Source organism: Nitrosomonas sp. Is35, from assembly GCF_033063295.1.
Taxonomy (GTDB): Bacteria; Pseudomonadota; Gammaproteobacteria; order Burkholderiales; family Nitrosomonadaceae; genus Nitrosomonas.
Genome location: NZ_JAWJZH010000001.1, coordinates 706,768 through 729,575, shown reverse-complemented (window position 1 = coordinate 729,575; position 22,808 = coordinate 706,768). Strand labels below are relative to the sequence as shown.

Here is a 22,808-nt window from a genome sequence, read left to right as displayed (position 1 = left end):
GTTTTTTAGGCAGCCAACTGTGCGGTCAGCTGCAGGATTTCGTCGATTTCGGCCGGGCTGAACACGCCGCGGATGCCTTGCGGGTGGATGATCGTGAACGGTGCATTGATCAGGTCTTTCTTCTCCACTTTTTCGCGTTCGATAATGAATTTCTTCAGCAAATTGAGGAATTCCATCTGCTGGCTGCTGAGCATCGTGTGAGCGCGGATGAATTGATCGAAGGCGGCGCTGACTTCATCCGGAAAGCTCTTGAGTGTTTCAATGCCCAAGATGTGCCGGATGAACTGGATAAAACGCGCCTTGCGATTCCTATACACTTGGCGCAGCAAGCCTTCGGTGATGTGCGGATGCTCCTCGTGCAGCAGTTCGGCCAGCGCCTTGGCTTCTCCCTCATTCACGGTTTCACCATTTTTGATTTTCAGCAGCACCGGGTTATGTTCGGTCAGATCGGCAATCAAGGCCTCGACCATTTCCCGGTAGCGGGTGATGCTCACGGCTTCGTGCTGCGGGCCGAATTCCACCCATTCCTTTTTGTGCAGTTCGTCGATCAGATCGAGGTGGGTTTGCTCCTGACCGGCGCTTAATTCACGAAATTTCATCAACGGCCCAAGCTTGGCGACCATTTCGTCAAGCGCATCTTCGCCAGCTTTGGCCCAGAAGTGGCTGGCTTGCGCAGCGCGGATCAGGGTTTCTTCCTGCTTTACAAAACTGACCGAGAGCGGTAGTTCGCTGATCTGTTCGACGATGCCATCCTTGAGGGTTTCGGCTCGTTCCTTGTCTTCGTTCAACAAGGCCAGTGAATATTCCAGCAGGTCGCGCTCGAAACGCATGGCCTTGAAATCGGCCTCGGAGACAGTGCGGAACAGAGGTTTGATTTCGGCACGCAGAAATTCCAGCCGGTCGTGGTTGAGGCTGATCCAGAAGTTTTCGTCTTCCAGCCGCGCCAGCACAGCGGCGGCTTCCTTGATCACCACCGATTCTTTGGGTAGCGCAGCAATTTGCTGGCGCAGCTTGGCAACTTCGCGCACAGCGATATCGGCATGACCGCTGTCATTGGCCTTTTCGATCTTATCGAGCCGCAGTCCCACCAGCCGCACCGGCAGCGGCAACTGGGCTTTCAGTTCCTTGCCTTTGGGATTGAGCTTGAAATACTCGAAATTGTCCCAGCAGTCGAGGATCAGAAACACATCTTTTTCCAGGCACCAGGGCTTGGGTTTGCTGGTTTCCAGCAAGCGCGTGCCGCGCCCGACCATTTGCCAGAACTTGGTGTACGAGTACACCGGCTTGGCGAACACAAGATTGACGATCTCGCGCACATCGATGCCGGTATCGAGCATATCCACACTGATGGCGATGCGCGGCATATCGTTGTGGATGAACTGATCGAGCAGACCACCTTTTCCATAAACACGCGGATCGTCCGACACCAGCACTTTGGCCAGTTCACCGTGGTATTGCGGGTAGAGCTTGTCGAAGATTTCCTCCATGCGCCGTGCGTGGGCCTTGGTGGCGCAGAAGAAGATGGTTTTACCCGGAAGTACGCCGCTGGCGTCCTTGATGGCTTCTTCCATGAATTCGCGGACTATCAGGGTGTTTGTGCCTTTATTGATCACCTGTTTTTCGAGCTGTGAGCCGTCGAAGTTGATTTCTTCAACTTCTTTGCCCTGCAGGATCAGCTTTTTCTGGTCTTCCAGCGTAATCGTGCGCTTGCTGATACCCTCCATCTGGAACTTGGTCTGAATCTTCATGACCTGAAAGTTGCAGAGGTATGGCGGCACATTGTTCACGGCTTCTTCAAACGTGTAGGCAAAAGTCGGCAAACCGTCTTCACAATGAAAAAGCTGGAAGGTGTTGTGGTCGATGATGTCGGTCGGCGTGGCCGTTAGACCCAGCGTGATGGTTTTGAAATAGTCGAGCACTTCGCCAAACGTGTTGTATATGGAACGATGGCTCTCATCGACGACAATGAAATCGAAAAAGTGCGGAGACAGGTGTTGCGACTCGTCCCGAATGATGTTGAGCATGGTGGGATAAGTAGCGACATACACGCGACGGTCTGTGGCGAACAGCTTTTCACCTACATTGGGCCAGCGTGGCTCGTTGGGCATGTGTTCCTTGAAAGCAGCCAGCGCCTGATCGCGCAGTGCAATGCGGTCGACCAAAAACAACACTTTCTCGGCATGCCCCGCACGCATCAGTGCATCGATCATGGCAATACAGGTGCGGGTTTTGCCAGTCCCGGTAGCCATCACCAGCAGAAAATCGCGCTTTTTTTGTTCGATACCTTCAAGCACCGAGCGAATCGCACGGATCTGGTAATCACGGCCAGCAATGGAAGTATTGATGAATTCCTGTGTCGGTGGCTTGCGATTGCGGCGGATGTAGGCGAATCGCTCCAGATCGTCGCGCGTGGGAAAACCGACGATCTTTCGGGGCGGGGTGTTTTCCAAATCCCAGAAATAGAGATCATGGCCATTGGTATAGAAACAGAACGGCAACTCACCGCCTAGCTGCTTCTGAATGTTGTAGCAGTATTGCTTGGCCTGCTCACGGCCCAGGGCAGCATCCCGAGCGGTCTTCTTCGCCTCGATCACCGCGAGCGGTTTCCGGTCCTTGCCAAGCAAAACATAATCGCTGAACTGATGTCCCTCATAACGAGTGCGCGGCTCGGCAACACCTTCCGGAAGCGGAGTCACAATGTCGAATTCTTCAATGACCTGCGTTGGATCTTTGACATTCCAGCCCGATTGCGCCAGCAACCTATCAATTAACTCCGAACGGGTTTGCGCTTCAGTTTTGGTCATGCAGCCACTTTCCCTGTTTTATACGCAAGATGAATGAATAAGTTCTCAAAATAATTTGAAAATATCTGAATATGACCTGTTGAGTCAATTTTACTTGGCTGGTGCAACCCATTGCGACCCCACCTCCTCTTGGTTTACCATCCTCTCCCTGTCTTTATTGAAACACAACCCCATGCTGCCTTCCATCGAACAACGCCTCGCCACCGAGCTCGCGGTTAAATTCTCGCAAGTCCAGGCCACCATCCAATTGCTCGACGACGGCGCAACGGTGCCGTTTATCGCGCGTTACCGCAAGGAGGCGACCGGCGGGTTGGACGATGCGCAGTTGCGCTTGCTGGCGGAGCGGTTGCATGCTTTGCGCGAGCTGGAGAAGCGGCGCGCGGCGATCATCGGGGCGATTGAGAAGCTTGGCAAGATGACGCCGCCGTTGCTCGATGCGCTGACGTACGCGACGGACAAAGCGCATCTGGAGGATTTGTACCTGCCGTACCGCAAGAAACGCCGCACCAAGGCGCAGATTGCGCTGGAGGCGGGGTTGCAGCCGCTGGCGGATACGCTGCTGAACGATCCGCGGCTCGATCCGCTTGTGGAGGCCGCCAAGTACTTGAAAGCGCCGTTCACCAGCGAGGAAGGCGACAATCCCGGCGTTGCCGATGCGGCCGCCGCGCTGGAAGGCGCGCAGCATATTTTGATCGAGCGTTTTGCCGAACATGCGCCGCTGTTGCAAACCTTGCGCGATTATTTGCGCATGCACGGCGTGCTGACCGCGAAAGCGGCCAAGGACAAAAAGGACGGTGATACCAAATACACCGATTACCACGATTACAGTGAAGCCATCACGAAAATCCCGTCGCATCGGGCGTTGGCGTTGCTGCGCGGGGAGCGTGAGGGGGTGTTGAAAATCAAGCTGCTGCTCGATTCCGAATTGGAGGAAAAAGCCCGCAACTTGACGCTCAACCCCTGCGAACAACAGATCGCGCGGCAATTCAATATCCGCGACCAGAACCGTGCGGCGGACGGCTGGCTGATCGACACGGCGCGTGCCGCTTGGCGCACAAAAATTTTCTCGCACCTGGAAACCGAATTGATGGGCAATTTGCAGGAGCATGCGGAAACCGAAGCGATCCGGGTGTTTGCGCAAAATCTCAAAGCGCTGCTGCTCGCTCCTCCCGCCGGGGCACGCGTGACCATCGGGCTCGATCCCGGTTTGCGCACCGGCGTGAAAGTAGCGGTGGTCGACGCCACCGGCAAAGTGCTCGATACCGCGACGATTTATCCGCATGCGCCAAAGAACGATTGGGATGGCGCAATTCAAACCCTAAAACAACTGGCCGAGCGCCACCAGGCCACACTGATCGCCATCGGCAACGGCACCGCATCGCGCGAAACCGATCAATTAGCGAAGGAGCTGATCAAGCGTTATCCGCAGCTCAAGCTGACGTCGATCATGGTGTCGGAAGCCGGAGCTTCGGTGTATTCCGCGTCCGAACTCGCGTCCGAGGAATTGCCGGATCTGGATGTGTCGCTGCGCGGCGCGGTGTCGATTGCGCGCCGGTTGCAAGACCCGCTGGCCGAATTGGTCAAGATCGACCCGAAATCGATCGGTGTCGGGCAGTACCAGCATGACGTCAATCAAAGTCAGCTGGCGCAATCGCTCGACGCGGTGGTGGAGGATAGCGTCAACGCCGTCGGTGTCGATGTCAACACTGCTTCCCCGGCGTTGTTGCGCTACGTGGCCGGGCTGAGCGGCAAAATCGCGCACAATATCGTCGCTTACCGCGACGGCAAAGGCCGGTTTGCCAAGCGCGCCGAATTGCTGAAAGTACCGGGATTGGGCGAGAAAACTTTCGAGCAGGCCGCCGGATTCCTGCGCATCCCGAATGGCGCCAACCCGCTCGACGCCTCGGCCGTGCACCCGGAATCGTACCCATTGGTCGAGCAAATTCTGAATGACATTAAACTCAATGTCACGGCCTTGATCGGTAATTCGTCCGCGTTACAATCGATCCGCCCGGAAAAGTACGTCACCGCCCAATTCGGTCTGCCGACCGTGAAAGACATCCTGCATGAACTGGAAAAACCCGGCCGCGACCCGCGTTCATCGTTCAAAACCGCCACGTTCAAGGAAGGCGTCGAATCGATCAAGGACTTGCACCCCGGCATGGTGCTCGAAGGCGTGGTCACCAACGTCGCGGCGTTCGGCGCGTTCGTCGACATCGGCGTGCATCAAGACGGCCTGGTGCACATCTCGGCACTGGCGGACAAGTTCGTCAAAGACCCGCATACGGTAGTGAAAGTGGGTCAAGTGGTCACCGTCAGAGTGGTGGAAGTGGATGAGAAGCGCAAAAGGATTGCGCTGACGATGCGATCTGACCGGGCTTCCGGCAGTCATGCTTGAAACACCCACTTCTCTTACGCCATAGAATTTTCTTCTTGATAAAACCAGTTCTGGCACAAAAACAAACCCCGCCACTCGGACGGGGTTGTCCTCAAATATTGTTAGACTAACTTAAACGCTTTGCTTTCTGCGCCGCGCCATGAAACCGATCAATCCCAATCCAACCAGCAGCATTGCATAGGTTTCGGGCTCGGGTACGGCGGTCACTTGATCGAAATTGATATTGTCGATACCCACATTCCAATCGTTATAACCGAAGCGGATCGATATAGGGCCATTATGCGTCAGCCCGGGTGTGAAAGTACTATGTGTTCCGCCCGACCCTAAGATTGTTACGGGTGAATAATCAACCAATATCGTATTACTGGTGCCATCCAGAATCCGCACTTGAGAATTAGGGTGATCGGTAACAGGGTAACCGGCCATATCAAAGCTGTTCAAGCGAATCGCCCAACCGGGTTCGGGCACCAGGGTGATTTCCGCGAAATGATCGCTACTGGTCACGCTAAAAGCTACTTTCGATAAGTCGCCGTAACTATCATGCCAAAAATCCAGATTATTGTAGGCCACCGTATCCGTGCTGATTTGCCATGTGCGGTATTCGGTCGTCACATTAGGCGTATAGCCGTTACCCATCAAATACGTTCCAACCGCGTCGCTTGCGGCGCTCACGTTATCGCCGTAGCTTCCGGGAATATCACCATAGTTCGGTATATCCGGGTCTAAATCGAAAGTCAGCACTGTAGCGTGAGCCGATGCGGCCAGTATTATTGTTGTGCCGAGGTGCACGCAATCTAACGATCACTCGTCTCATCATTAAAAAATAAAAAAGTTTTTTGCAAGATGCTCAGTATCAAATTTCACGGCAATAATGCGAAATAAATTATATATTCATCAAGTTACAAGCATATAGGAAAAATTAACGCTGGTTTACCGGATGAACCACCATAAAAATAAGTGCCTTTCTATAATAAGTGTTAGAACAACAAGATAGCCATAGTTGATACTGCTTTTTTACCAGGATATTTGTCATTATTATGGGTACCCCCTACTTTCCGCCAATCCGTTGATCCCACCCGGCGTTCAGCGATCTCTGAATATTTGTGACCGCATCACATCGCTTTTTTGAGTGTGTTATAGTGAAAACGGCATCGCATCACGCCACTCCTGTTAACGCTATGTGGAGGATCGAGATGAAGAAAAGTAAGCTTGATTTACGTGAAGCAATTGTTGATACGGCAATCGCCATCGCGGAACGTTCTAACTGGGAAGCAGTACGGTTATTTGATGTAGCGGCGGAACTCGATATTACGCTGGATGAAATCCGGGTTCATTTCCGCGAAAAGGAGGATCTGGTCGATGCCTGGTTCGACCGGGCCGACAGCCAGATGCTACGGGCGGCGGAAACGGTTGAATTCATGTCGCTGCCGCCACGCGAACGCTTGCAGTTGCTCACGATGGCTTGGCTGGATGCCTTGACCGCACACCGTAAGGTTACGCGGCAGATGATCGGCGCCAAGCTGGAGCCTGGTCACCTGCATATCCAAATTCCCGCCATCATGCGCGTCAGCCGCACCGTGCAATGGCTGCGCGAAGCCGCACAACGCGATGCCACCTCGGTGCGCCGCGCGCTGGAGGAAACCGCGCTGACGACGATCTATCTCGCGACTTTCGTCTACTGGATGCAGGATGACTCGGAAAATTCGCAGAATACACGCGACTTTCTAGCGCACAAACTGAAGTATGCGGAATCCTTGGATCATCTGGTCTACAGGACATCGCATGAAGAAACCGTAGCCGACGCCGCCACAGAAACACAATCCCCCCATGAAATCCCGGAATCGCTTGAATCCTCACCGTTGACCGAACCGGTAGTACATGAAAGGCATGCGAAATCCGGTTAAACCGTGGATCCCATCACGCATGCATTAAGTGGCGCCCTCCTGGCACGGGCTGCGGCGCCAGCCATGGCGCAACGGCAGCGCGAAGAAAGCGCTTTGCCGCAACCGCTATCGCCGTTCCACTGGAAAATCATCATCCGGCACGATGACAACTATCACCTCGCTAATGTGAGCTTATTACCATTCAGTCATCCGCAACACAATCAAACCACTTGGCTGCTCACCCGGATGGCTGCCGCTTATATCGCCCGGTTGCGGAAAATAACTGGCAGCTCCAGCAGCAATTCGGCGGCGATCCGGCAGAAATAAAGCTCGCCCGCGAAGCCTGGCTGCACCCCGCTTTTGCGCCCTTCCGGGCATTTGCCCAATTCCCGGCGCTGGAACGCATCGATATTTCGGAGCAAAACCAGTGCGCTTGGTTCTATGATCTGCGCTTCAAATTCCCGGAATTACCGCCCTCTTTCCGCTACGGCGCATGCCGCCAGAACGGCCACACCGATTGGAAAATGGTCCGGCAACGGGGATTGTTCTATATCGACTGATAGCGCAGCCACAAAGCACACACGCACGATAGCATGCACGAGGCAACACAAGCACTGTCATTCAGTTTATGATGTAACAACCATTACACAAGGAAGCGATCATGGCTAAAGGACAGCAACGCAAAAACAAGGAAGCGAAAAAACCTAAAAAGGAAGCACCGAAGTAATCAAGAAACAAAGATCGTGAATTAGAAAATTTTTGCTTCTTCGTTCTTGATTCGCGATCTGATCGTTGCAACAAGTTATCCATCCAATACAATGTTCTTCGCCTTTGATACGTCTCTATTAGGTATCACTTCAACAACGGATGATCTTTTGGCAGCTGTTTGGCATACCACAGGGTAAGCTTATGTCGCATGGTTTTCTCGGCGACTTGATCTTCCGGTAAGGGCTGCATAACTTTATCGTGTACCAGCAAGCGATAAATGTAGAGCAATTTCTCACTCGCCGAATCGGTCGCTTCAAATTGCACCACGCCCCGTCCTTCCGCATACTTCACGCCCGCAAGCATGGCTTCCTTGAATAAAGCAGCCTCATTTTTCAGTTTTTTCATGGCGACCCTCGTTAATGCCCGGTTATCCGGTTCTGTTTTGTCTCCTTACACACTTGAAGCCACAGCCTTCCCCCACGAATCGCGCAACGTCACCGCGCGATTGAACACCGGCTTACCGGGTTTCATATCGAGCCGGTCGGCGACAAAATAGCCGTTACGCTCGAACTGGAAGCTTTGTTCCGGTTGCGCATCGCACAGCGATTGTTCCACATACGCGGTGATGATTTGTTTCGATCCGGGATTCAACGCGGTCTTGTAGTCCTTGTCACCGCTATCTGGATGGGGATCGGTAAACAAGCGGTCGTACAAGCGCACTTCCGCTACTTGCGCATGCTTGACCGAGAGCCAATGGATATTGCCTTTGACTTTGCGGCTATCCGCGCCGGGCGTTCCGCTTTTGGTATCGGGATCATAAGTGCAGTGAATCACTTCGATGTCACCTTGCGCATTTTTATCGATGCTGACGCATTTGACCAGATAGGCATAACGCAAACGCACTTCCGCGCCCGGCGACAAACGAAAATAGCCTTTGACCGGCGTTTCCATGAAATCGTCGCGCTCGATGTACAGCACTTTGGAAAACGGGATCGTGCGTTTGCCCCATTCCGGTTTTTGCGGGTGATTCGGCGCAAAGCAGTCTTCTTGCTGATCTTCCGGGTAGTTATCGATGATCAGTTTGAGCGGCTTCAGAACGGCAACACGGCGCGGCGCATGTTCGTTTAAGTCCTCGCGCAAACAATCTTCCAATATGCTCATGTCGATCCAGGAATCCGCCTTGCTGATGCCAATGCGTTCGGCAAACAGGCGAATCGCACGCGGCGTAAAACCACGGCGGCGCACACCGGCCAGGGTACTCAAACGCGGGTCGTCCCAGCCATCGACCAATTTCTTCTCCACCAATTCGATCAGTTTGCGCTTGCTCATCACGGTATAGGTCAGATTGAGCCGGGCAAATTCGATTTGCTGCGGATGGCACGGCACTTTATCCGCCAATTGATCCAGCACCCAATCGTACAACGGACGGTGATCTTCAAATTCCAAAGTGCACAGGGAGTGCGTGATGCGTTCCAATGCGTCGGAAATACAATGCGTGTAATCGTACATCGGATAAATGCACCATTGATCGCCGGTGCGCTGGTGATGCACATGACGGATGCGGTAAATCACCGGGTCGCGCATGTTGATGTTGGGTGACGCCATGTCGATCTTGGCGCGCAGCACGTATTGACCGTCGGCAAACTCACCGGCCTTCATACGGCGGAATAAATCCAGGCTTTCAGCGGCCGGGCGGTCACGATAGGGACTGTTCTTGCCGGGATGAATGAGTGTGCCGCGGTATTCGCGGATCTCATCGGCGGAAAGACTCTCGACGTAGGCTTTATCCTGAGTGATCAGGTATTCGGCGAATTCGTACAGTTGATCGAAGTAATCGGACGAATAATACAGGTGTTTGCCCCAATCAAACCCCAGCCATGACACGCTGTCGCAAATCGAGTCGACATATTCCTGCGCTTCCTTTTCCGGATTGGTATCGTCGAAACGCAAATGACACAAGCCACCGTAATCATGTGCGATACCGAAATTCAGGCAAATGCTCTTGGCGTGGCCGATGTGCAAATAGCCATTGGGCTCGGGCGGGAAGCGCGTTTCCACACGTCCGTTCCATTTTCCGGAACGATTATCTTCGTCGATAATATTGCGGATAAAATTGGCCGGTGTTGCCTCAACAGATGAATTGGTTTCTGGTTTTTCTTTCAAAGCGGGTCTCTCGGTATGTGATTGATACGTTAAGGTGGAATGCTTGTCATCCCTTATAGGATGAGATTATAGCGGCGATTGGTTTAAAATCCATCATTCTTCGGTAAGCCGTGCTGGCTTCCGGTTTACTGCAAAAATACGCCAACCCGGCATAAAATAACGCATTCTATATTTGACTTTTGTTGATCCCTGACTTAAAATTCGCGGCTCTTTTTGAATACGCAGGACAGGTTTTTGTGAAAACATTTTCAGCCAAACCACACGAAGTAAATCATGACTGGTTTGTCATTGACGCGACCGGTAAAGTTTTAGGCCGCCTTGCTTCGCAGATTGCTTACCGTTTACGCGGCAAACACAAACCCATTTATACACCGCACGTTGATACCGGCGACTATATCGTTGTAGTCAATGCCGACAAATTGCGCGTTACAGGCAATAAAGCGGAAGATAAAATTTATTATCGCCATAGCGGCTATCCAGGCGGGATCTACGCAACCAATTTCAAGAAAATGCACGCGCGTTTTCCAACCCGTCCGCTTGAGAAGGCTGTCAAAGGCATGTTACCTAAAGGACCACTGGGTTATGCGATGCTAAAGAAATTGAAAATATATGCTGGCGATACGCATCCACATGCCGCTCAACAACCAAAACCACTTGAAATTAGAGCATAATATCTATGGCTACTCAATATAATTATGGTACTGGCCGGCGTAAAAGCGCTGTTGCCCGTGTTTTTATTAAACCGGGAAAAGGCGCGATTATCATCAACGATAAACCGATTGATGTTTACTTCTCTCGCGAAACAGGCCGCATGATCGCAAGACAACCGCTAGAACTTACAAATAATGCCAATACTTTTGATATTATGGTAAACATTCATGGCGGCGGCGAATCCGGTCAGGCTGGTGCAGTACGTCATGGCATTACGCGTGCACTGATTGACTATGATTCAGCTTTAAAATCTGTACTCAGTAAAGCAGGACTGGTTACCCGCGATGCACGTGAAGTAGAAAGGAAAAAAGTAGGCTTGCGGAAAGCCCGGCGACGCAAACAATTCTCTAAACGATAATTTTTTATCGCAGGAATTATCAAAAAGCCGCCTCTTTCCGGGCGGCTTTTTTATTGGATAGCAAATAAGTAAAACCTATAGCGAAGAAATATCACAGGAGTTACGATGATCAATGTCGGCATTGTCGGTGGAACCGGTTACACAGGCGTAGAGTTATTGCGCTTACTGGCGCAACATCCCAAAGTGAAAATAAAAGCGATTACATCGCGCAGCGAAGCGGGCATGAATGTGGCGGAATTATTCACTAATCTGCGCGGACATATCGACCTCAAATTCAGCGATCCTGTTAATGCCAAACTCACCAAGTGCGATGTGGTTTTTTTTGCCACACCGAATGGCATTGCCATGCAGCAAGCGGAATCCCTGTTGAAAGCGGATGTAAAAGTCATCGATCTGGCGGCTGATTTTCGTATCAAGGATGTCGCAGAATGGGAAAAATGGTATGGCATGCAGCATGCTTGTCCTAATCTGGTTGCCGAGGCTGTATACGGCTTACCGGAAATTAATCGCGAGCAAGTCAAGAATGCCCGTCTGATCGCCAATCCGGGTTGTTATCCAACCGCCGTGCAACTGGGCTTCCTGCCGCTGATCGAGGCTGGTGTGATCGATATCAAACATCTGATCGCCGATGTCAAATCCGGCGTTTCCGGCGCCGGACGAAAAGCCGAGGTACATACCCTGCACGCCGAAGCATCGGATAATTTCAAAGCTTACGGTGTTCCAGGGCACCGGCATCTGCCGGAGATTAAACAAGGTCTTTCCAATATAGCCAAGAAACCGGTCGGTTTGACGTTTGTTCCGCATCTGGTGCCGATGATTCGCGGCATTCATGCAACGCTCTACGCCAAGCTGACCAAACAGGTGGATTTGCAAACGCTGTACGAGAAACGTTACCAGAATGAAGCTTTTGTCGATGTGCTGCCCGCCGGTAAACATCCGGAAACCCGCTCCGTACGAGGCTCTAACCTTTGCCGCATCGCCGTGCATCAACCGCAAAACAGCGATACCGTCGTAATCCTGTCGGTAACCGATAATCTGGTCAAAGGTGCGGCAGGGCAAGCAATACAAAATATGAACATCCTATTCGGCTTACCCGAAACACTCGGCATCAATCAGGTTCCGCTCCTGCCTTGACAATGCCCAATACGCCGGTGTTCGCGCATAAATCGAATTTGCATCAGCGGAGCGCTTAACGGTGTTCAAACTTTTCCAGAAAAAACCGCAAATTCTCTCCCAGCGCGTTGTCGTACGCCCGCACCGTTCATGGCAATTCTACTTAGCCGCAGCCGCAATAGTCTGCCCCTTACTGGCTGCGCTTTCCTGGGGCATGTACGAAGCAGGCCGGCACTCTGTGGATGAGCTGGACGATAGGATCGAGGAGAAACCGTCGTATTTATTTGATCCAGGCAGTTGCCGGCAAACCAAGAAGCAACAATTGTGCACGCAGATTGGTGATTTGATTCAACAAGTGCAAATCAGCAATACCGCCAACCAGAATCTCGCCGAAGAGGTGAAGTCGCTCGCTGCCGAAAATGATCATCTCAAGGAAAAACTGGAGTTTTTCCACAATCTTGTCGCCAACAATACAAAAAGCGGGATTTCCATTTATCAATTCAGTCTGAAAGAAACACAAACACCGGGCCAGTACCGCTACGCGCTCACACTCATCCAGGGTGGAGAAAGACCGAATGATTTCAAGGGGAACTTAAGATTCAAAGTAAAATTGCTGCAGAAGGACAAAAGTAAAGTAATACCGCTGATCAATAAGAATTCTAAACAGGATTTTCCTATCAGCTTCAAGTTCATCCATCGGCTGGAAGAGCATTTCCAAGTATCTCCAGACACCATCGTGGAGAACATTCAAGTGCAAATTTACAAAAATGGCGACAAAAAACCTATCGCTACTGAAACTGTCCAACCGGCATCGTGAAGGAGAAAGAATATGTTCGGTAGAAAAAAGAAAAACCAGCTTCATCACCATATCGATACCTTGATCGGCGCTAATACAAATATCTCAGGCGATATTCATTTCACTGGCGGCCTACGGATTGACGGACATATTACCGGCAATGTCATTGCAACCGATGAAGAGAACAGCACATTGGTTCTCAGTACCGAAGGCCGCATCGAAGGAAAAATAAAGGCTGTTAATGTTGTCATCAACGGTACGGTAACCGGCCCTATCGATGCATCAGGCTATTTGGAATTACAGGAAAAAGCGAAAGTACATGGCGATGTGCAGTACGGTTCGATAGAGATCCAGCTCGGCGCTTCCGTTGACGGAAAAATGCTGCATCACAACAAACCGGAATCCGGAAATGCGCAGCAGCCCGAGAAAATGATAACATTATTGCCACCCTCGGCCGATCAGGCGCATATAGCGGTAGAAAAGGAAGCATCATAGCCAGCAAGCTGCCGGATGTTTGCTATACTGAAAAAATTATGAGGATCAACAAACATGAGCACTGAAAATCACACCCCGCTTTTATTTACTGAAAATGCGGCTTTTAAAGTCAAACAATTGATTGACGAAGAAGGCAACAATAATCTCAAACTCAGGGTCTTTGTCAGCGGCGGCGGCTGCTCGGGCTTTCAGTATGGATTTACTTTTGATGAAACCATCAACGAAGATGACACTATCATGGAGAAAAACGGCGTCAAACTGCTGGTCGATCCGATGAGTTTTCAGTACCTGATCGGTGCTGAAATTGATTACCAGGAAAATATAAAAGGTGCTCAGTTCGTTATCAAAAACCCTGGTGCTAGCAGCACATGCGGTTGCGGCTCGTCGTTCTCGGTATGAATTTCACGCGGCAGTGTTAATCGAGCCGCCCTTTAGGCGGGATAGATCGCGCCTAAAATCCTATTTCCTTTAGCGCCGGTCACTTCCGCCAAACTACCCGCTTTCCGTACAATAGTCTGATGCGCCAGCCAGGCAAATGCAAAGGCTTCCACCCAATCGGCCGCGACACCCAGCTGATCGGTCAACGCCACAATTTTTCCCGGCATGCTGGCGGTTAGGCGATCAACCAGCGCCGTATTATGCGCCCCGCCACCGCATAGATAGATTTCCTCAGCCGCCGGGCAATGTTCTTGTATCGACCACGCAATCGTCGTTGCTGTCAGTTGCAACAAGGTGGCCTGCACATCGTGCGGCGCTTCGTCACCGCATAGCTTTTGTTCCAGCCAATGCAGATTAAACAGATCTCTGCCGGTGCTTTTGGGCGGTTTTCGAGTAAAGAAATCCTCGGACAAGAAGCGTTCCAGCAACGCGGGAATGATGCGGCCGCTTGCCGCCCATTGCCCGTCTTTGTCATACACATTTCCGGTATGACGCGAACACCAGGCATCCATTAATAAATTCCCAGGGCCACAATCGAAACCACTGACAGGCTGGCAGGGATCAAGGCGAGTGATATTCGCAATGCCGCCGATATTGACGATGATGCGATGATAATCAACATGTTTAAAAATAGCATGGTGAAACGCCGGAACCAATGGCGCACCCTGCCCGCCCGCTGCAATATCGCGGCTTCTGAAATCCGCAACAACGGTAATTTGTGTGAGTTCCGCCAGCAAAGCGGCGTTGATCAGTTGGATGGTGTAATTTTTACCGGCTTCGGGACAATGCCGGATCGTTTGGCCATGGCATCCGATAGCTGTAATTTGCCGCGCTGCGATACCGGTATTTTCCAATACTCCCGCAGTGGCTTGTGCATACAGGGAAGACAGTTGGTTACTGAGAATAGCCGCGCGATTCAGTTCGTCATGACCGGGTTGATGCAGCGCCAATAGCTGCTCGCGCAATTCGCCACCGTACGGACAAAAGAAAGTTTGCCGCAGCACGGGCGCTGCCGCGCTGAAATCCACCAGAACGGCATCCACACCGTCCAGACTGGTGCCAGACATGATGCCGATATAGTAATAAGCGGATTCCAACGATTTTTCGATGCTTAAAGCAGAGTTGATGACGGCGGTGTTACGTCAAAACCGCCGTCCGTGATGACCAGCCAGAATTATTCCAATACAGCGAGATGAATATTACGCATGATGTTCAAACGTGCAACCAGCGCATGGGTTTCCTTCTGGAAAGTATTCAAATCCCGTTTTGCAATCGGCGGGGCCGATGGCAGCACCACGTTGGTTGGATCGCGCTGCACACCGTCGATGCGCAATTCGTAGTGCAAGTGCGGGCCGGTCGCCATGCCGGTCGAACCGACGTAACCGATCACGTCTCCCTGGCTGATACGCTTACCTTTACTCATCCCACTGGCAAATCGTGATAAATGGCCATACGCGGTTTCGTATTTACCGTTATGTTTCAGCACAACCAAATTGCCGTATCCTTTTTGCGAACCAGAAAACGCCACGATCCCGCTGGCTGTCGCTTTAACCGGCGTACCGGTCGGCGCGGCATAATCTATGCCTCTATGGGCGCGCCATTCTTTCAGAATGGGATGAAAACGCGCATTGGTAAAACCGGAACTGACGCGCGAAAAAGTAAGCGGCGAAAGCAGGAATGCTTTACGTAAACTTTCCCCTGCCGGAGTGTAATATCCGTCCGCGCCATTGGATGCTTTAAAGTATATCGCTTGATGCGATTTGCCTTTATTGACAAACTCAGCCGCTAAAACACGGCCGGTTTTGGCGCGCTTGCCATTGTCATTGGCGAATGTTTCATAGACGACGGTAAAACGGTCGCCTTGGCGTAAATCACGGTAAAAATCGATTTCCGATGCAAAAATTTCAGTCAATTGCATCGCGATGTTATTGGGTATGCCTGCATTATCGGTTGCCGCAAACAGTGAGCTGTTAATTTCGCCGGACTTCATATGAACCCGCGTATCCAGCTCGACCGATTGTTCGGTCATTTTGAATGCATCATCTGTTTTTTCCATCAAAAACAGCTCTTCGTTACCGAAGAAATAGCGCAACGTTAACAACTCGCCGTCTGCCGTCGTTTGCGCATAAACGGTTTGTCCCGGTTTCAATTGACGCATCGCGCGGCTTCCACGCGCAGCCTGCAGAAAATCCGTTGAATCCTGATTACTCACGTCCAAGCGGTTCAATATCGCTGCAATCGTATCACCCCGGCGGATATTTTCCTGGCGCCAGAAGGTTTGATTCGCTTGAGTCTCAGCAATAGCCTCTGGAATGGATATATCCAGAACGACTTCTTCGACTTGAATCTCTTCAAATGAGGGGGAATTAGGTGCAATACCGAATGCAGTGACTATACCGAACAATGGTATGCTGGATAAAGCTACCAGCCAGCGAATTGATTTTTTTGTTAGTTTTGATGATTTTTGAGCTAGAATCCCTTGTTTATTGCTAATAGGCGTATATAGCATCTATGAAGTACCTCCAGTCATTTGTATCATTTTTGCAAACAGGCGCGAGTCTAACACGAAAATAGTTAATTTGTACTAGAAAACAACTAATATTGTACTAATAAACTCTTTCTAATTACAGAAATTTTAATAAAAATCATAAATTTAGCAATATCGTGAAAAAATCAATATTATCTGATCTTGAAATTATAAAACGCGGCAGTCACGAACTATTAGTGGAAACAGAGCTGGAAAGTAAGCTTATTTCCGGAAATCCGCTCCGGGTTAAAGCAGGATTCGACCCGACAGCCCCGGATTTGCACCTCGGACACACGGTTTTACTGAATAAATTGCGTCAGTTACAGGATATGGGACATCATATTCTGTTCCTGATCGGCGATTTCACCGGCATGATCGGCGATCCCAGCGGAAAGAACAGCACCCGCCCGCCGCTGACACGGGAACAAGTCGCGGAAAATGCACAGTCCTATACCACACAGGTTTTCAAAATATTGAAACAGGAACAAACCGAGGTCGTTTTCAACTCCACCTGGATGGATAAGCTGAACGCCGCCGATCTGATCAAACTCGCCGCAACGCATACCGTCGCACGCATGCTGGAACGGGATGATTTCGATAAACGCTACCGCAACAACCAGCCCATCGCCATTCATGAATTTCTCTACCCTTTGATACAAGGATACGATTCCGTCGCACTGAAAGCGGATCTGGAGTTAGGCGGCACCGATCAAAAATTCAACCTGCTGATGGGGCGGGAATTACAAAGGCATTTCGGCCAGCCACAGCAATGTATTCTCATGATGCCGCTGCTGGAAGGACTCGATGGCGTCAATAAAATGTCCAAGTCGCTGAATAATTATGTCGGTATCACAGAGAGTCCGAAAGAAATCTTCGGTAAGCTGATGTCGGTATCGGATCAATTGATGTGGCGCTATCTGGAGCTGCTTTCTTTTGAATCGCTGCAAACTATCCGGACATGGCGCGAAGAAGTCGAAAATGGCCGCAATCCCCGCGACATCAAGGTCAAGCTCGCACAGGAAATCGTCGCACGCTTTCATAGCCAGCAAGCTGCCGAAGAAGCACTGGCCGATTTTGAAGCACGCTTTCGACACGGCGCGTTGCCCGACGAAATACCGGAAAAAATCATCCCAACCACGGATGGAGAAATTCCCCTGGTGCAATTATTAAAACAAGCCGGATTGACTGCCAGCACCAGCGAAGCGCTGCGCATGATCGAGCAAGGCGCAGTCAAATTGGATGGTGAAAAAGTGGAAGATAAATCCACCAAAATTAAACGGGGAGAATCCGTCGTTATTCAGGTCGGCAAACGAAAATTCGCCAAAGCCATCATTCAGTAACTCACCGGCTGCGAATAATTTGCATGCTCGGGAAGAACCCGCTATACTGCGCGGCCTAAGTTGATCGGAATCTCTGATTCGATCAACTTTCCTGGTCTCATCGTTCCTGGCCTCTCCTAAATTTTTCAAGTTTTTCCGGAAAATGTGCAACAACTTTGGTTAGCGGCGATGCTTTATTAATGCGCTTGCAAGGTTATGCACCATCACCATTTTGGCAATGTTTTCTTGCCCGCGCGTTCTATTTCACTTTTTTAGGAAATCAACGTGTCTTTTGAAGATTTAAATCTACACTCTGCTATTATCAAAGCCATTAGCGAAGCGGGATATACCGCTCCGACCCCGATTCAGAAACAAGCGATTCCAGAATTAATCGCCGGTCATGATGTGATGGCCAGCGCACAAACCGGAACCGGTAAAACCGCCGCCTTCATGTTACCGGCATTGCATCTGCTGGCAACACCATCGGAAGCGCGCAGCCGCGGACCGCGCATTTTGGTATTGACACCAACCCGCGAACTGGCATTGCAAGTTTCAGAAGCAGCCAAAAAATATGGCAAATATCTGCCGCGTATCAACGTGGTCAGCATTCTGGGTGGTATGCCGTATCCTTTGCAAAACAAACTTTTGTCACAACCCGTTGATATTCTGGTTGCAACACCCGGCCGGTTGATCGATCACATCCAACGTGGCCGTATCGATTTCAAACGCTTGCAAATGCTCGTGCTCGACGAAGCCGACCGCATGCTGGATATGGGTTTCATCGACGATGTCGAAACCATTGCAGCCGCAACACCGGACACACGCCAGACCTTGCTGTTCTCCGCCACACTCGACAATGCCATCGACAAAGTTGCGACAAAACTATTGAAAACGCCAAAACGTATTCAAGTAGCCTCGCAAAAAGCCAAACTCGATAACATCGAGCAACGCTTACATTATGCCGATGATATGTCACACAAGAACCGCCTGCTGGATCATGTGCTGCGCGACGAGAAAGTGAAACAAGCCATCGTTTTCACAGCGACCAAACGCGATGCGGATACCTTGGCCGATAACTTATATGCGCAAGGCTTTTCAGCAGCGGCATTACACGGCGATATGAATCAACGCGAACGTACCCGCACATTGACCCGGTTGCGTAACGGCGGCTTGCAAGTGCTCGTGGCAACCGATGTCGCTGCGCGCGGTATCGACGTGGCTGACATCACGCACGTGATTAATTTCGATCTCCCAAAATTCGCCGAAGATTATGTGCACCGCATTGGCCGTACAGGCCGCGCAGGTGCAGCCGGCATTGCCGTTTCGTTCGCGTCCAATAAGGATAGCGCACACTTATCGAAAATCGAACGCTACACCGGCCAGCGCATCGCGTCGCACATCATTCCCGGCCTGGAACCGCGCATCAAACCACGTTTCCAAAGTAACGGACCAAAAAGCAGCGCGCCCAGCGTGACACAAAAACGCAAGCGCTCACCCTTCGCAGGCAACGACAACCGCCCCGGCTTCGGCGCGGCCAACGAACCCGGCAGAGCCCGCAGCGGGCAACGCGGCCGCTCGTTCGATCAGGACAACCGTGGCAATTCTTTCCGCAGTAATAGCGGCAACAAAGCCGGTTTTCAGTTCGCACGCACGAAGTAATTATCAATAAACCATTTGCCTCGGGCGTACCGGGGCAAATGATTCATCCGCATTACATCCTTTCAGCAGTGCTGTTTATTCGTTAACATCACTTTCCATCTATAGTGTGTATACTACACATTATGAATAGCGCAGCGATTATCAAGCAACTTGAGAAAGCAGGATGGGTGCTTCGAGGGATTAAAGGCTCTCACCATATCTATACACATCCCCAAAAGAGCGGTCACATTACCGTTCCTCATCCCAAGAAAGATCTGGGTACCGGTCTAGCTCATAAACTACTGAAACAAGCTGGTCTGAAATAAAGGAGTAAAAATGAGATTTCCCATTGTGATTGAACCAGGTGATGAGCAGCATGCATTCGGCGTAGTTGTTCCTGACTTGCCGGGTTGTTTTTCAGCGGGCGATACCTTGGATGACGCCATCGACAACGCCAAAGAAGCCATTGAGCTATGGCTGGAGGAAACAATCGATAGCGGAGGCGCCATACCTGAACCACGCTCCATCGCTGAACATCAATCCAATCCTGAATATTCAGGCTGGATATGGGCGATTGTTGCAATTGACCTATCCGAATTATCGGATAAAGTGGAGAGAGTCAACATTACGCTACCTGCCCGCGTACTGCGCCGTATCGATGCGGCAGCGAAAGCAGCGGGAGAATCGCGTTCAGGGTTTATTGCTCGCCGGACGCTGCAGGAAGATTTGCATTTGGGATGATCGAGGCGTTTCATTCAAGACATTCAGAAGAATTTCTTCTTGTACCAGAAAAATATAACCAATACTGCATCATGAAGACTTAACGTAGTTACGTGATACTTTTTTGAAAAGTAGCATTAAAGCCTCATACCACAAAAACCTAATAGGTGGATTTCCTCAGTTTTGCAACCCACTAGTTGGTTACAATAAAGCCATCTGATTCGGCATCTGATTTCAATATGAGCAACAACAGTGAATTAGTTCGCTTTAGTAGAGACGGCGACCAATTCCACTATTTGTGGGCTGCAAGGCGCTGTTTGCCATTACTCTCACGAATTTCTGGATTGGTAGCAATTTCAATCGAAGGTGCATCTGTCTCTGAAAGTAATGGAAGCTCTACCATCGAAGCAGGCGAAGAGCTTATCGACATTGCTGAATATTATGGAAGTGAGAATTTTGAGCAGGCTGACTCTGTCAGATATTATCAACTCAAACATTCGACCCAGACTCCAAATAAACCGTGGACAGCAAGTGGTCTGAAAAAAACACTTAAAGGATTTGCTAAACGATATAGCGCTTTTTGTCAGCAATTTGGCTCCGAGCAATGCGAACAGAAATTGCGATTCTTTTTTATTTCCAATCGTCCTATAAGTTCTAACATTCTGGAAACTTTAACTGATGCTGCCTCTGAAACCAATCCACGCCACCCAAAAGAATTAGCCAAGCTAGGGAAACATACCGGATTAAAGGACGACGAGTTGTCTCGTTTTTGCAGATTGTTGCATCTTGAAGGGCAGCATGAGGGCTACTGGGATCAACGTAACATCTTGGTGCAAGATATCAATGATTATCTCCCCGATGCTGATATGGACGCACCGAAACAGCTCACAGTACTGGTAAGTCAAAAAGCGCTTTCTGAAAACTCGGATAATCCGGTCATCACAAAAATCGATGTGCTTCGGGCACTCAAGTCCGATGAGAGCAAAATTTTCCCAGCCCCCTGCCTTATCTCGGATACAAATAATATTGTGCTTCGAGAACAATATGCAGCAATTATTGCCGACATTATTGCCACTGACTCCGGTCCCGTCATTATTCACGCAGATGGCGGCGTCGGTAAATCCGTTTTCTCGACACAGATAAAGTTCGGCCCTCCTCAGGGTTCTGTATGCATTTTGTATGATTGCTTTGGCAATGGACAATATCGCAGCAGAAGCGCATTTCGACATCGACACAAAGATGCTCTGGTGCAAATTGCCAACGAACTTGCCAGCATGGGCCTCTGTCATCCACTCATTCCGACACCGCATGCAGATGCAACAGCATACCTGAAAGCATTCAAGCACCGGCTTAGCCAAAGCATCAATTCAATACGGGCGACACACCTGGAAGCATTGCTGTGCATCATTATAGACGCCGCCGATAACGCACAAATGGCGGCGGAAGAAATAGGCGAATCGCGCTCTTTCGCTCGTGATTTGTTGCGTGAAAACTTGCCGGAAGGCGTGCGATTGGTTGTGACATGCAGAACCCATCGACGTAAGCTGCTCGATCCTCCATTGACCGCTCTTCAACGTGAATTGCAAACGTTCAGCCGATCAGAAACAGCAACATTGCTTCGACAGAAGTTTCCTGCGGCAACGGAACACGATATTAACGAATTCCACCGGCTAAGTTCGCAAAATCCCCGCGTGCAAGCAACTGCGCTCTCACGTACAGCCCCTTTACACGAAATTCTTCGGACTCTTGGTCCGTACCCAACTACCATCGAGGATACGATTTCAAATCTGCTCGAACACGCAATCAACCAGCTTCGAGATCGTGATGGAGAAACCGAACGTGAGCAGATTGATCTTATCTGTACAGGGCTAGCTACTCTTCGGCCACTCATCCCAATCAAAGTTCTCGCATTGATTTCAGGAGTGGAAAAAGCAGCCATTAGAAGCTTTGCGATTGATCTTGGTCGCCCCCTTTTGATGACTGGTGAGACAATCCAGTTTTTCGACGAGCCAGCGGAAACCTGGTTTAGAGAGCGATTCAAACCAAAAGCAACTAAGCTTGCAGAATTCATCGGAATTTTAAAACCTCTCGCTTCAAGAAGTGCGTATGCGGCAGCAGCGCTTCCACAGTTGATGCTGGAAGCAGGTCAATTCTCCGAATTGATGGATTTGGCTTTATCGTCCGAGGGACTTCCAGACGGTAGCCCCCTTGAGAAACGTGATGTGCAACTGCAACGGCTTCAATTCGCTCTTAAGGCCAGTCTTCGTGCAAAACGCTACTCGGATGCAGCAAAGCTCGCCTTAAAAGCCGGAGGCGAAACAGCTGGTGAAAATCGTCAAAACAATCTTATCCAAGAAAACACGGATTTGGCTGCCGTGTTTATGGATGCAAATCTTGTCCAAGAACTGGTATCGCGACGAACATTCGGGGGCGGTTGGCTTGGTTGTCATCATGCCTATGAAGCAGGATTACTTTCTGCACGACCTGATTTACACGGTGATGCACGCAGCCGTCTACGAATGGCTCATGAATGGCTCAGAAACTGGTCAAAACTCAACCAAGACGAGCGACATAACGAAAAGCCTGAGGATACTGACATCGCCGAAATGGCAATGGTCCACCTAAATGTTCACGGTGCGGCTGATGCTGCAAATTATCTTCGCAGCTGGAAACCACGTGATATTTCTTTTAGGGCGGGGACAATCATTTCCTGAAGACTTATCGATCATAAGCGATA

21 protein-coding genes are annotated in these 22,808 nt (G+C 50.5%); 15 read left to right on the top strand and 6 right to left on the bottom strand.

Going from position 1 to position 22,808, the window contains the following annotated elements; translation table 11 throughout:
* Window positions 1–5: 5 nt before the first annotated feature.
* Window positions 6–2,804 carry a DEAD/DEAH box helicase family protein gene (locus R2083_RS03330; RefSeq protein ID WP_317537507.1) on the bottom strand — a complete coding sequence of 933 codons (2,799 nt, stop codon included), beginning with the start codon at window positions 2,802–2,804 and terminating at the stop codon, window positions 6–8.
* A 172-nt stretch (window positions 2,805–2,976) separates the two neighbouring features.
* Between R2083_RS03330 and R2083_RS03325 the strand changes: the two genes are divergently transcribed.
* A complete protein-coding gene (locus R2083_RS03325) occupies window positions 2,977–5,202 on the top strand; it encodes a Tex family protein (RefSeq protein WP_317538966.1) in 2,226 nt (741 codons plus the stop codon).
* A 111-nt stretch (window positions 5,203–5,313) separates the two neighbouring features.
* On the opposite strand, the gene R2083_RS03320 is transcribed toward R2083_RS03325, so the two are convergent.
* A complete protein-coding gene (locus tag R2083_RS03320; RefSeq protein WP_317537506.1) occupies window positions 5,314–5,991 on the bottom strand; it encodes an FxDxF family PEP-CTERM protein in 678 nt (225 codons plus the stop codon).
* 404 nt (window positions 5,992–6,395) lie between these two features.
* Here R2083_RS03320 and R2083_RS03315 point away from each other — a divergent pair, with 404 nt between their 5' ends.
* The 3 genes from R2083_RS03315 to R2083_RS03305 are packed head-to-tail and all read left to right on the top strand — an operon-like array spanning window position 6,396 to window position 7,645.
* Window positions 6,396–7,106 carry a TetR/AcrR family transcriptional regulator gene (locus R2083_RS03315; protein WP_317537505.1) on the top strand — a complete coding sequence of 237 codons (711 nt, stop codon included), beginning with the start codon at window positions 6,396–6,398 and terminating at the stop codon, window positions 7,104–7,106.
* Window positions 7,107–7,109: 3 nt separating this feature from the next.
* Window positions 7,110–7,412, top strand: a complete 303-nt coding sequence (locus tag R2083_RS03310) for a hypothetical protein (protein ID WP_317537504.1) — start codon at window positions 7,110–7,112, stop codon at window positions 7,410–7,412.
* Entirely contained in the window at window positions 7,316–7,645 is a 330-nt protein-coding gene (locus tag R2083_RS03305; RefSeq protein WP_317537503.1) for a hypothetical protein, read from the top strand. Before R2083_RS03310 ends, R2083_RS03305 begins: the two co-directional genes overlap by 97 nt.
* A gap of 292 nt (window positions 7,646–7,937) precedes the next feature.
* Here R2083_RS03305 and R2083_RS03300 read toward each other — a convergent pair whose 3' ends face one another.
* Window positions 7,938–8,198, bottom strand: a complete 261-nt coding sequence (locus R2083_RS03300) for a DUF5062 family protein (RefSeq protein WP_108697314.1) — start codon at window positions 8,196–8,198, stop codon at window positions 7,938–7,940.
* A 45-nt stretch (window positions 8,199–8,243) separates the two neighbouring features.
* Window positions 8,244–9,956, bottom strand: a complete 1,713-nt coding sequence (locus R2083_RS03295) for a glutamine--tRNA ligase/YqeY domain fusion protein (protein WP_317537502.1) — start codon at window positions 9,954–9,956, stop codon at window positions 8,244–8,246.
* 236 nt (window positions 9,957–10,192) lie between these two features.
* Between R2083_RS03295 and rplM the strand changes: the two genes are divergently transcribed.
* From rplM to erpA, 6 genes are all read left to right on the top strand, one after another.
* On the top strand, window positions 10,193–10,627 hold the full coding sequence (gene rplM, locus R2083_RS03290; protein ID WP_292985927.1) for a 50S ribosomal protein L13: 435 nt from the start codon (window positions 10,193–10,195) through the stop codon (window positions 10,625–10,627).
* A gap of 5 nt (window positions 10,628–10,632) precedes the next feature.
* On the top strand, window positions 10,633–11,025 hold the full coding sequence (rpsI, locus tag R2083_RS03285) for a 30S ribosomal protein S9 (RefSeq protein ID WP_292983454.1): 393 nt from the start codon (window positions 10,633–10,635) through the stop codon (window positions 11,023–11,025).
* Window positions 11,026–11,130: 105 nt separating this feature from the next.
* The gene (argC, locus tag R2083_RS03280; protein WP_317537501.1) at window positions 11,131–12,159 is read left to right on the top strand and encodes an N-acetyl-gamma-glutamyl-phosphate reductase; all 1,029 of its coding nucleotides are present in this window, start codon (window positions 11,131–11,133) and stop codon (window positions 12,157–12,159) included.
* 61 nt (window positions 12,160–12,220) lie between these two features.
* The gene (locus R2083_RS03275) at window positions 12,221–12,955 is read left to right on the top strand and encodes a DUF6776 family protein (RefSeq protein ID WP_317537500.1); all 735 of its coding nucleotides are present in this window, start codon (window positions 12,221–12,223) and stop codon (window positions 12,953–12,955) included.
* A 12-nt stretch (window positions 12,956–12,967) separates the two neighbouring features.
* Complete coding sequence (locus R2083_RS03270; protein WP_317537499.1) at window positions 12,968–13,429, top strand: polymer-forming cytoskeletal protein; 462 nt, start codon at window positions 12,968–12,970, stop codon at window positions 13,427–13,429.
* A gap of 54 nt (window positions 13,430–13,483) precedes the next feature.
* Window positions 13,484–13,828, top strand: a complete 345-nt coding sequence (erpA, locus tag R2083_RS03265) for an iron-sulfur cluster insertion protein ErpA (protein WP_090317411.1) — start codon at window positions 13,484–13,486, stop codon at window positions 13,826–13,828.
* Between the two features lie 32 nt (window positions 13,829–13,860).
* Here erpA and R2083_RS03260 read toward each other — a convergent pair whose 3' ends face one another.
* Window positions 13,861–14,964, bottom strand: a complete 1,104-nt coding sequence (locus R2083_RS03260; protein WP_317537498.1) for an anhydro-N-acetylmuramic acid kinase — start codon at window positions 14,962–14,964, stop codon at window positions 13,861–13,863.
* Window positions 14,965–15,041: 77 nt separating this feature from the next.
* Complete coding sequence (locus tag R2083_RS03255; protein WP_317537497.1) at window positions 15,042–16,271, bottom strand: M23 family metallopeptidase; 1,230 nt, start codon at window positions 16,269–16,271, stop codon at window positions 15,042–15,044.
* A gap of 260 nt (window positions 16,272–16,531) precedes the next feature.
* Between R2083_RS03255 and tyrS the strand changes: the two genes are divergently transcribed.
* The 5 genes from tyrS (at window position 16,532) to R2083_RS03230 (ending at window position 22,785) form a co-directional block, all read left to right on the top strand.
* Complete coding sequence (gene tyrS, locus R2083_RS03250; protein WP_121165659.1) at window positions 16,532–17,734, top strand: tyrosine--tRNA ligase; 1,203 nt, start codon at window positions 16,532–16,534, stop codon at window positions 17,732–17,734.
* Between the two features lie 264 nt (window positions 17,735–17,998).
* On the top strand, window positions 17,999–19,372 hold the full coding sequence (locus R2083_RS03245; protein ID WP_317537496.1) for a DEAD/DEAH box helicase: 1,374 nt from the start codon (window positions 17,999–18,001) through the stop codon (window positions 19,370–19,372).
* A 122-nt stretch (window positions 19,373–19,494) separates the two neighbouring features.
* Entirely contained in the window at window positions 19,495–19,677 is a 183-nt protein-coding gene (locus R2083_RS03240; protein WP_317537495.1) for a type II toxin-antitoxin system HicA family toxin, read from the top strand.
* Between the two features lie 10 nt (window positions 19,678–19,687).
* Window positions 19,688–20,092, top strand: a complete 405-nt coding sequence (locus R2083_RS03235) for a type II toxin-antitoxin system HicB family antitoxin (RefSeq protein ID WP_317537494.1) — start codon at window positions 19,688–19,690, stop codon at window positions 20,090–20,092.
* A 218-nt stretch (window positions 20,093–20,310) separates the two neighbouring features.
* Window positions 20,311–22,785 carry an NACHT domain-containing protein gene (locus R2083_RS03230; protein WP_317537493.1) on the top strand — a complete coding sequence of 825 codons (2,475 nt, stop codon included), beginning with the start codon at window positions 20,311–20,313 and terminating at the stop codon, window positions 22,783–22,785.
* Window positions 22,786–22,808 lie beyond the last annotated feature (23 nt).

Coding starts and splice junctions, on each gene's coding strand:
- R2083_RS03240 (WP_317537495.1), top strand. CDS start 19,495: ATGAATAGCGCAGCGATTATCAAGCAACTTGAGAAAGCAGGATGGGTG.
- R2083_RS03330 (WP_317537507.1), bottom strand. CDS start 2,804: ATGACCAAAACTGAAGCGCAAACCCGTTCGGAGTTAATTGATAGGTTG.
- argC (WP_317537501.1), top strand. CDS start 11,131: ATGATCAATGTCGGCATTGTCGGTGGAACCGGTTACACAGGCGTAGAG.
- erpA (WP_090317411.1), top strand. CDS start 13,484: ATGAGCACTGAAAATCACACCCCGCTTTTATTTACTGAAAATGCGGCT.
- R2083_RS03230 (WP_317537493.1), top strand. CDS start 20,311: ATGAGCAACAACAGTGAATTAGTTCGCTTTAGTAGAGACGGCGACCAA.
- R2083_RS03270 (WP_317537499.1), top strand. CDS start 12,968: ATGTTCGGTAGAAAAAAGAAAAACCAGCTTCATCACCATATCGATACC.
- R2083_RS03325 (WP_317538966.1), top strand. CDS start 2,977: ATGCTGCCTTCCATCGAACAACGCCTCGCCACCGAGCTCGCGGTTAAA.
- R2083_RS03300 (WP_108697314.1), bottom strand. CDS start 8,198: ATGAAAAAACTGAAAAATGAGGCTGCTTTATTCAAGGAAGCCATGCTT.
- rpsI (WP_292983454.1), top strand. CDS start 10,633: ATGGCTACTCAATATAATTATGGTACTGGCCGGCGTAAAAGCGCTGTT.
- R2083_RS03235 (WP_317537494.1), top strand. CDS start 19,688: ATGAGATTTCCCATTGTGATTGAACCAGGTGATGAGCAGCATGCATTC.
- R2083_RS03315 (WP_317537505.1), top strand. CDS start 6,396: ATGAAGAAAAGTAAGCTTGATTTACGTGAAGCAATTGTTGATACGGCA.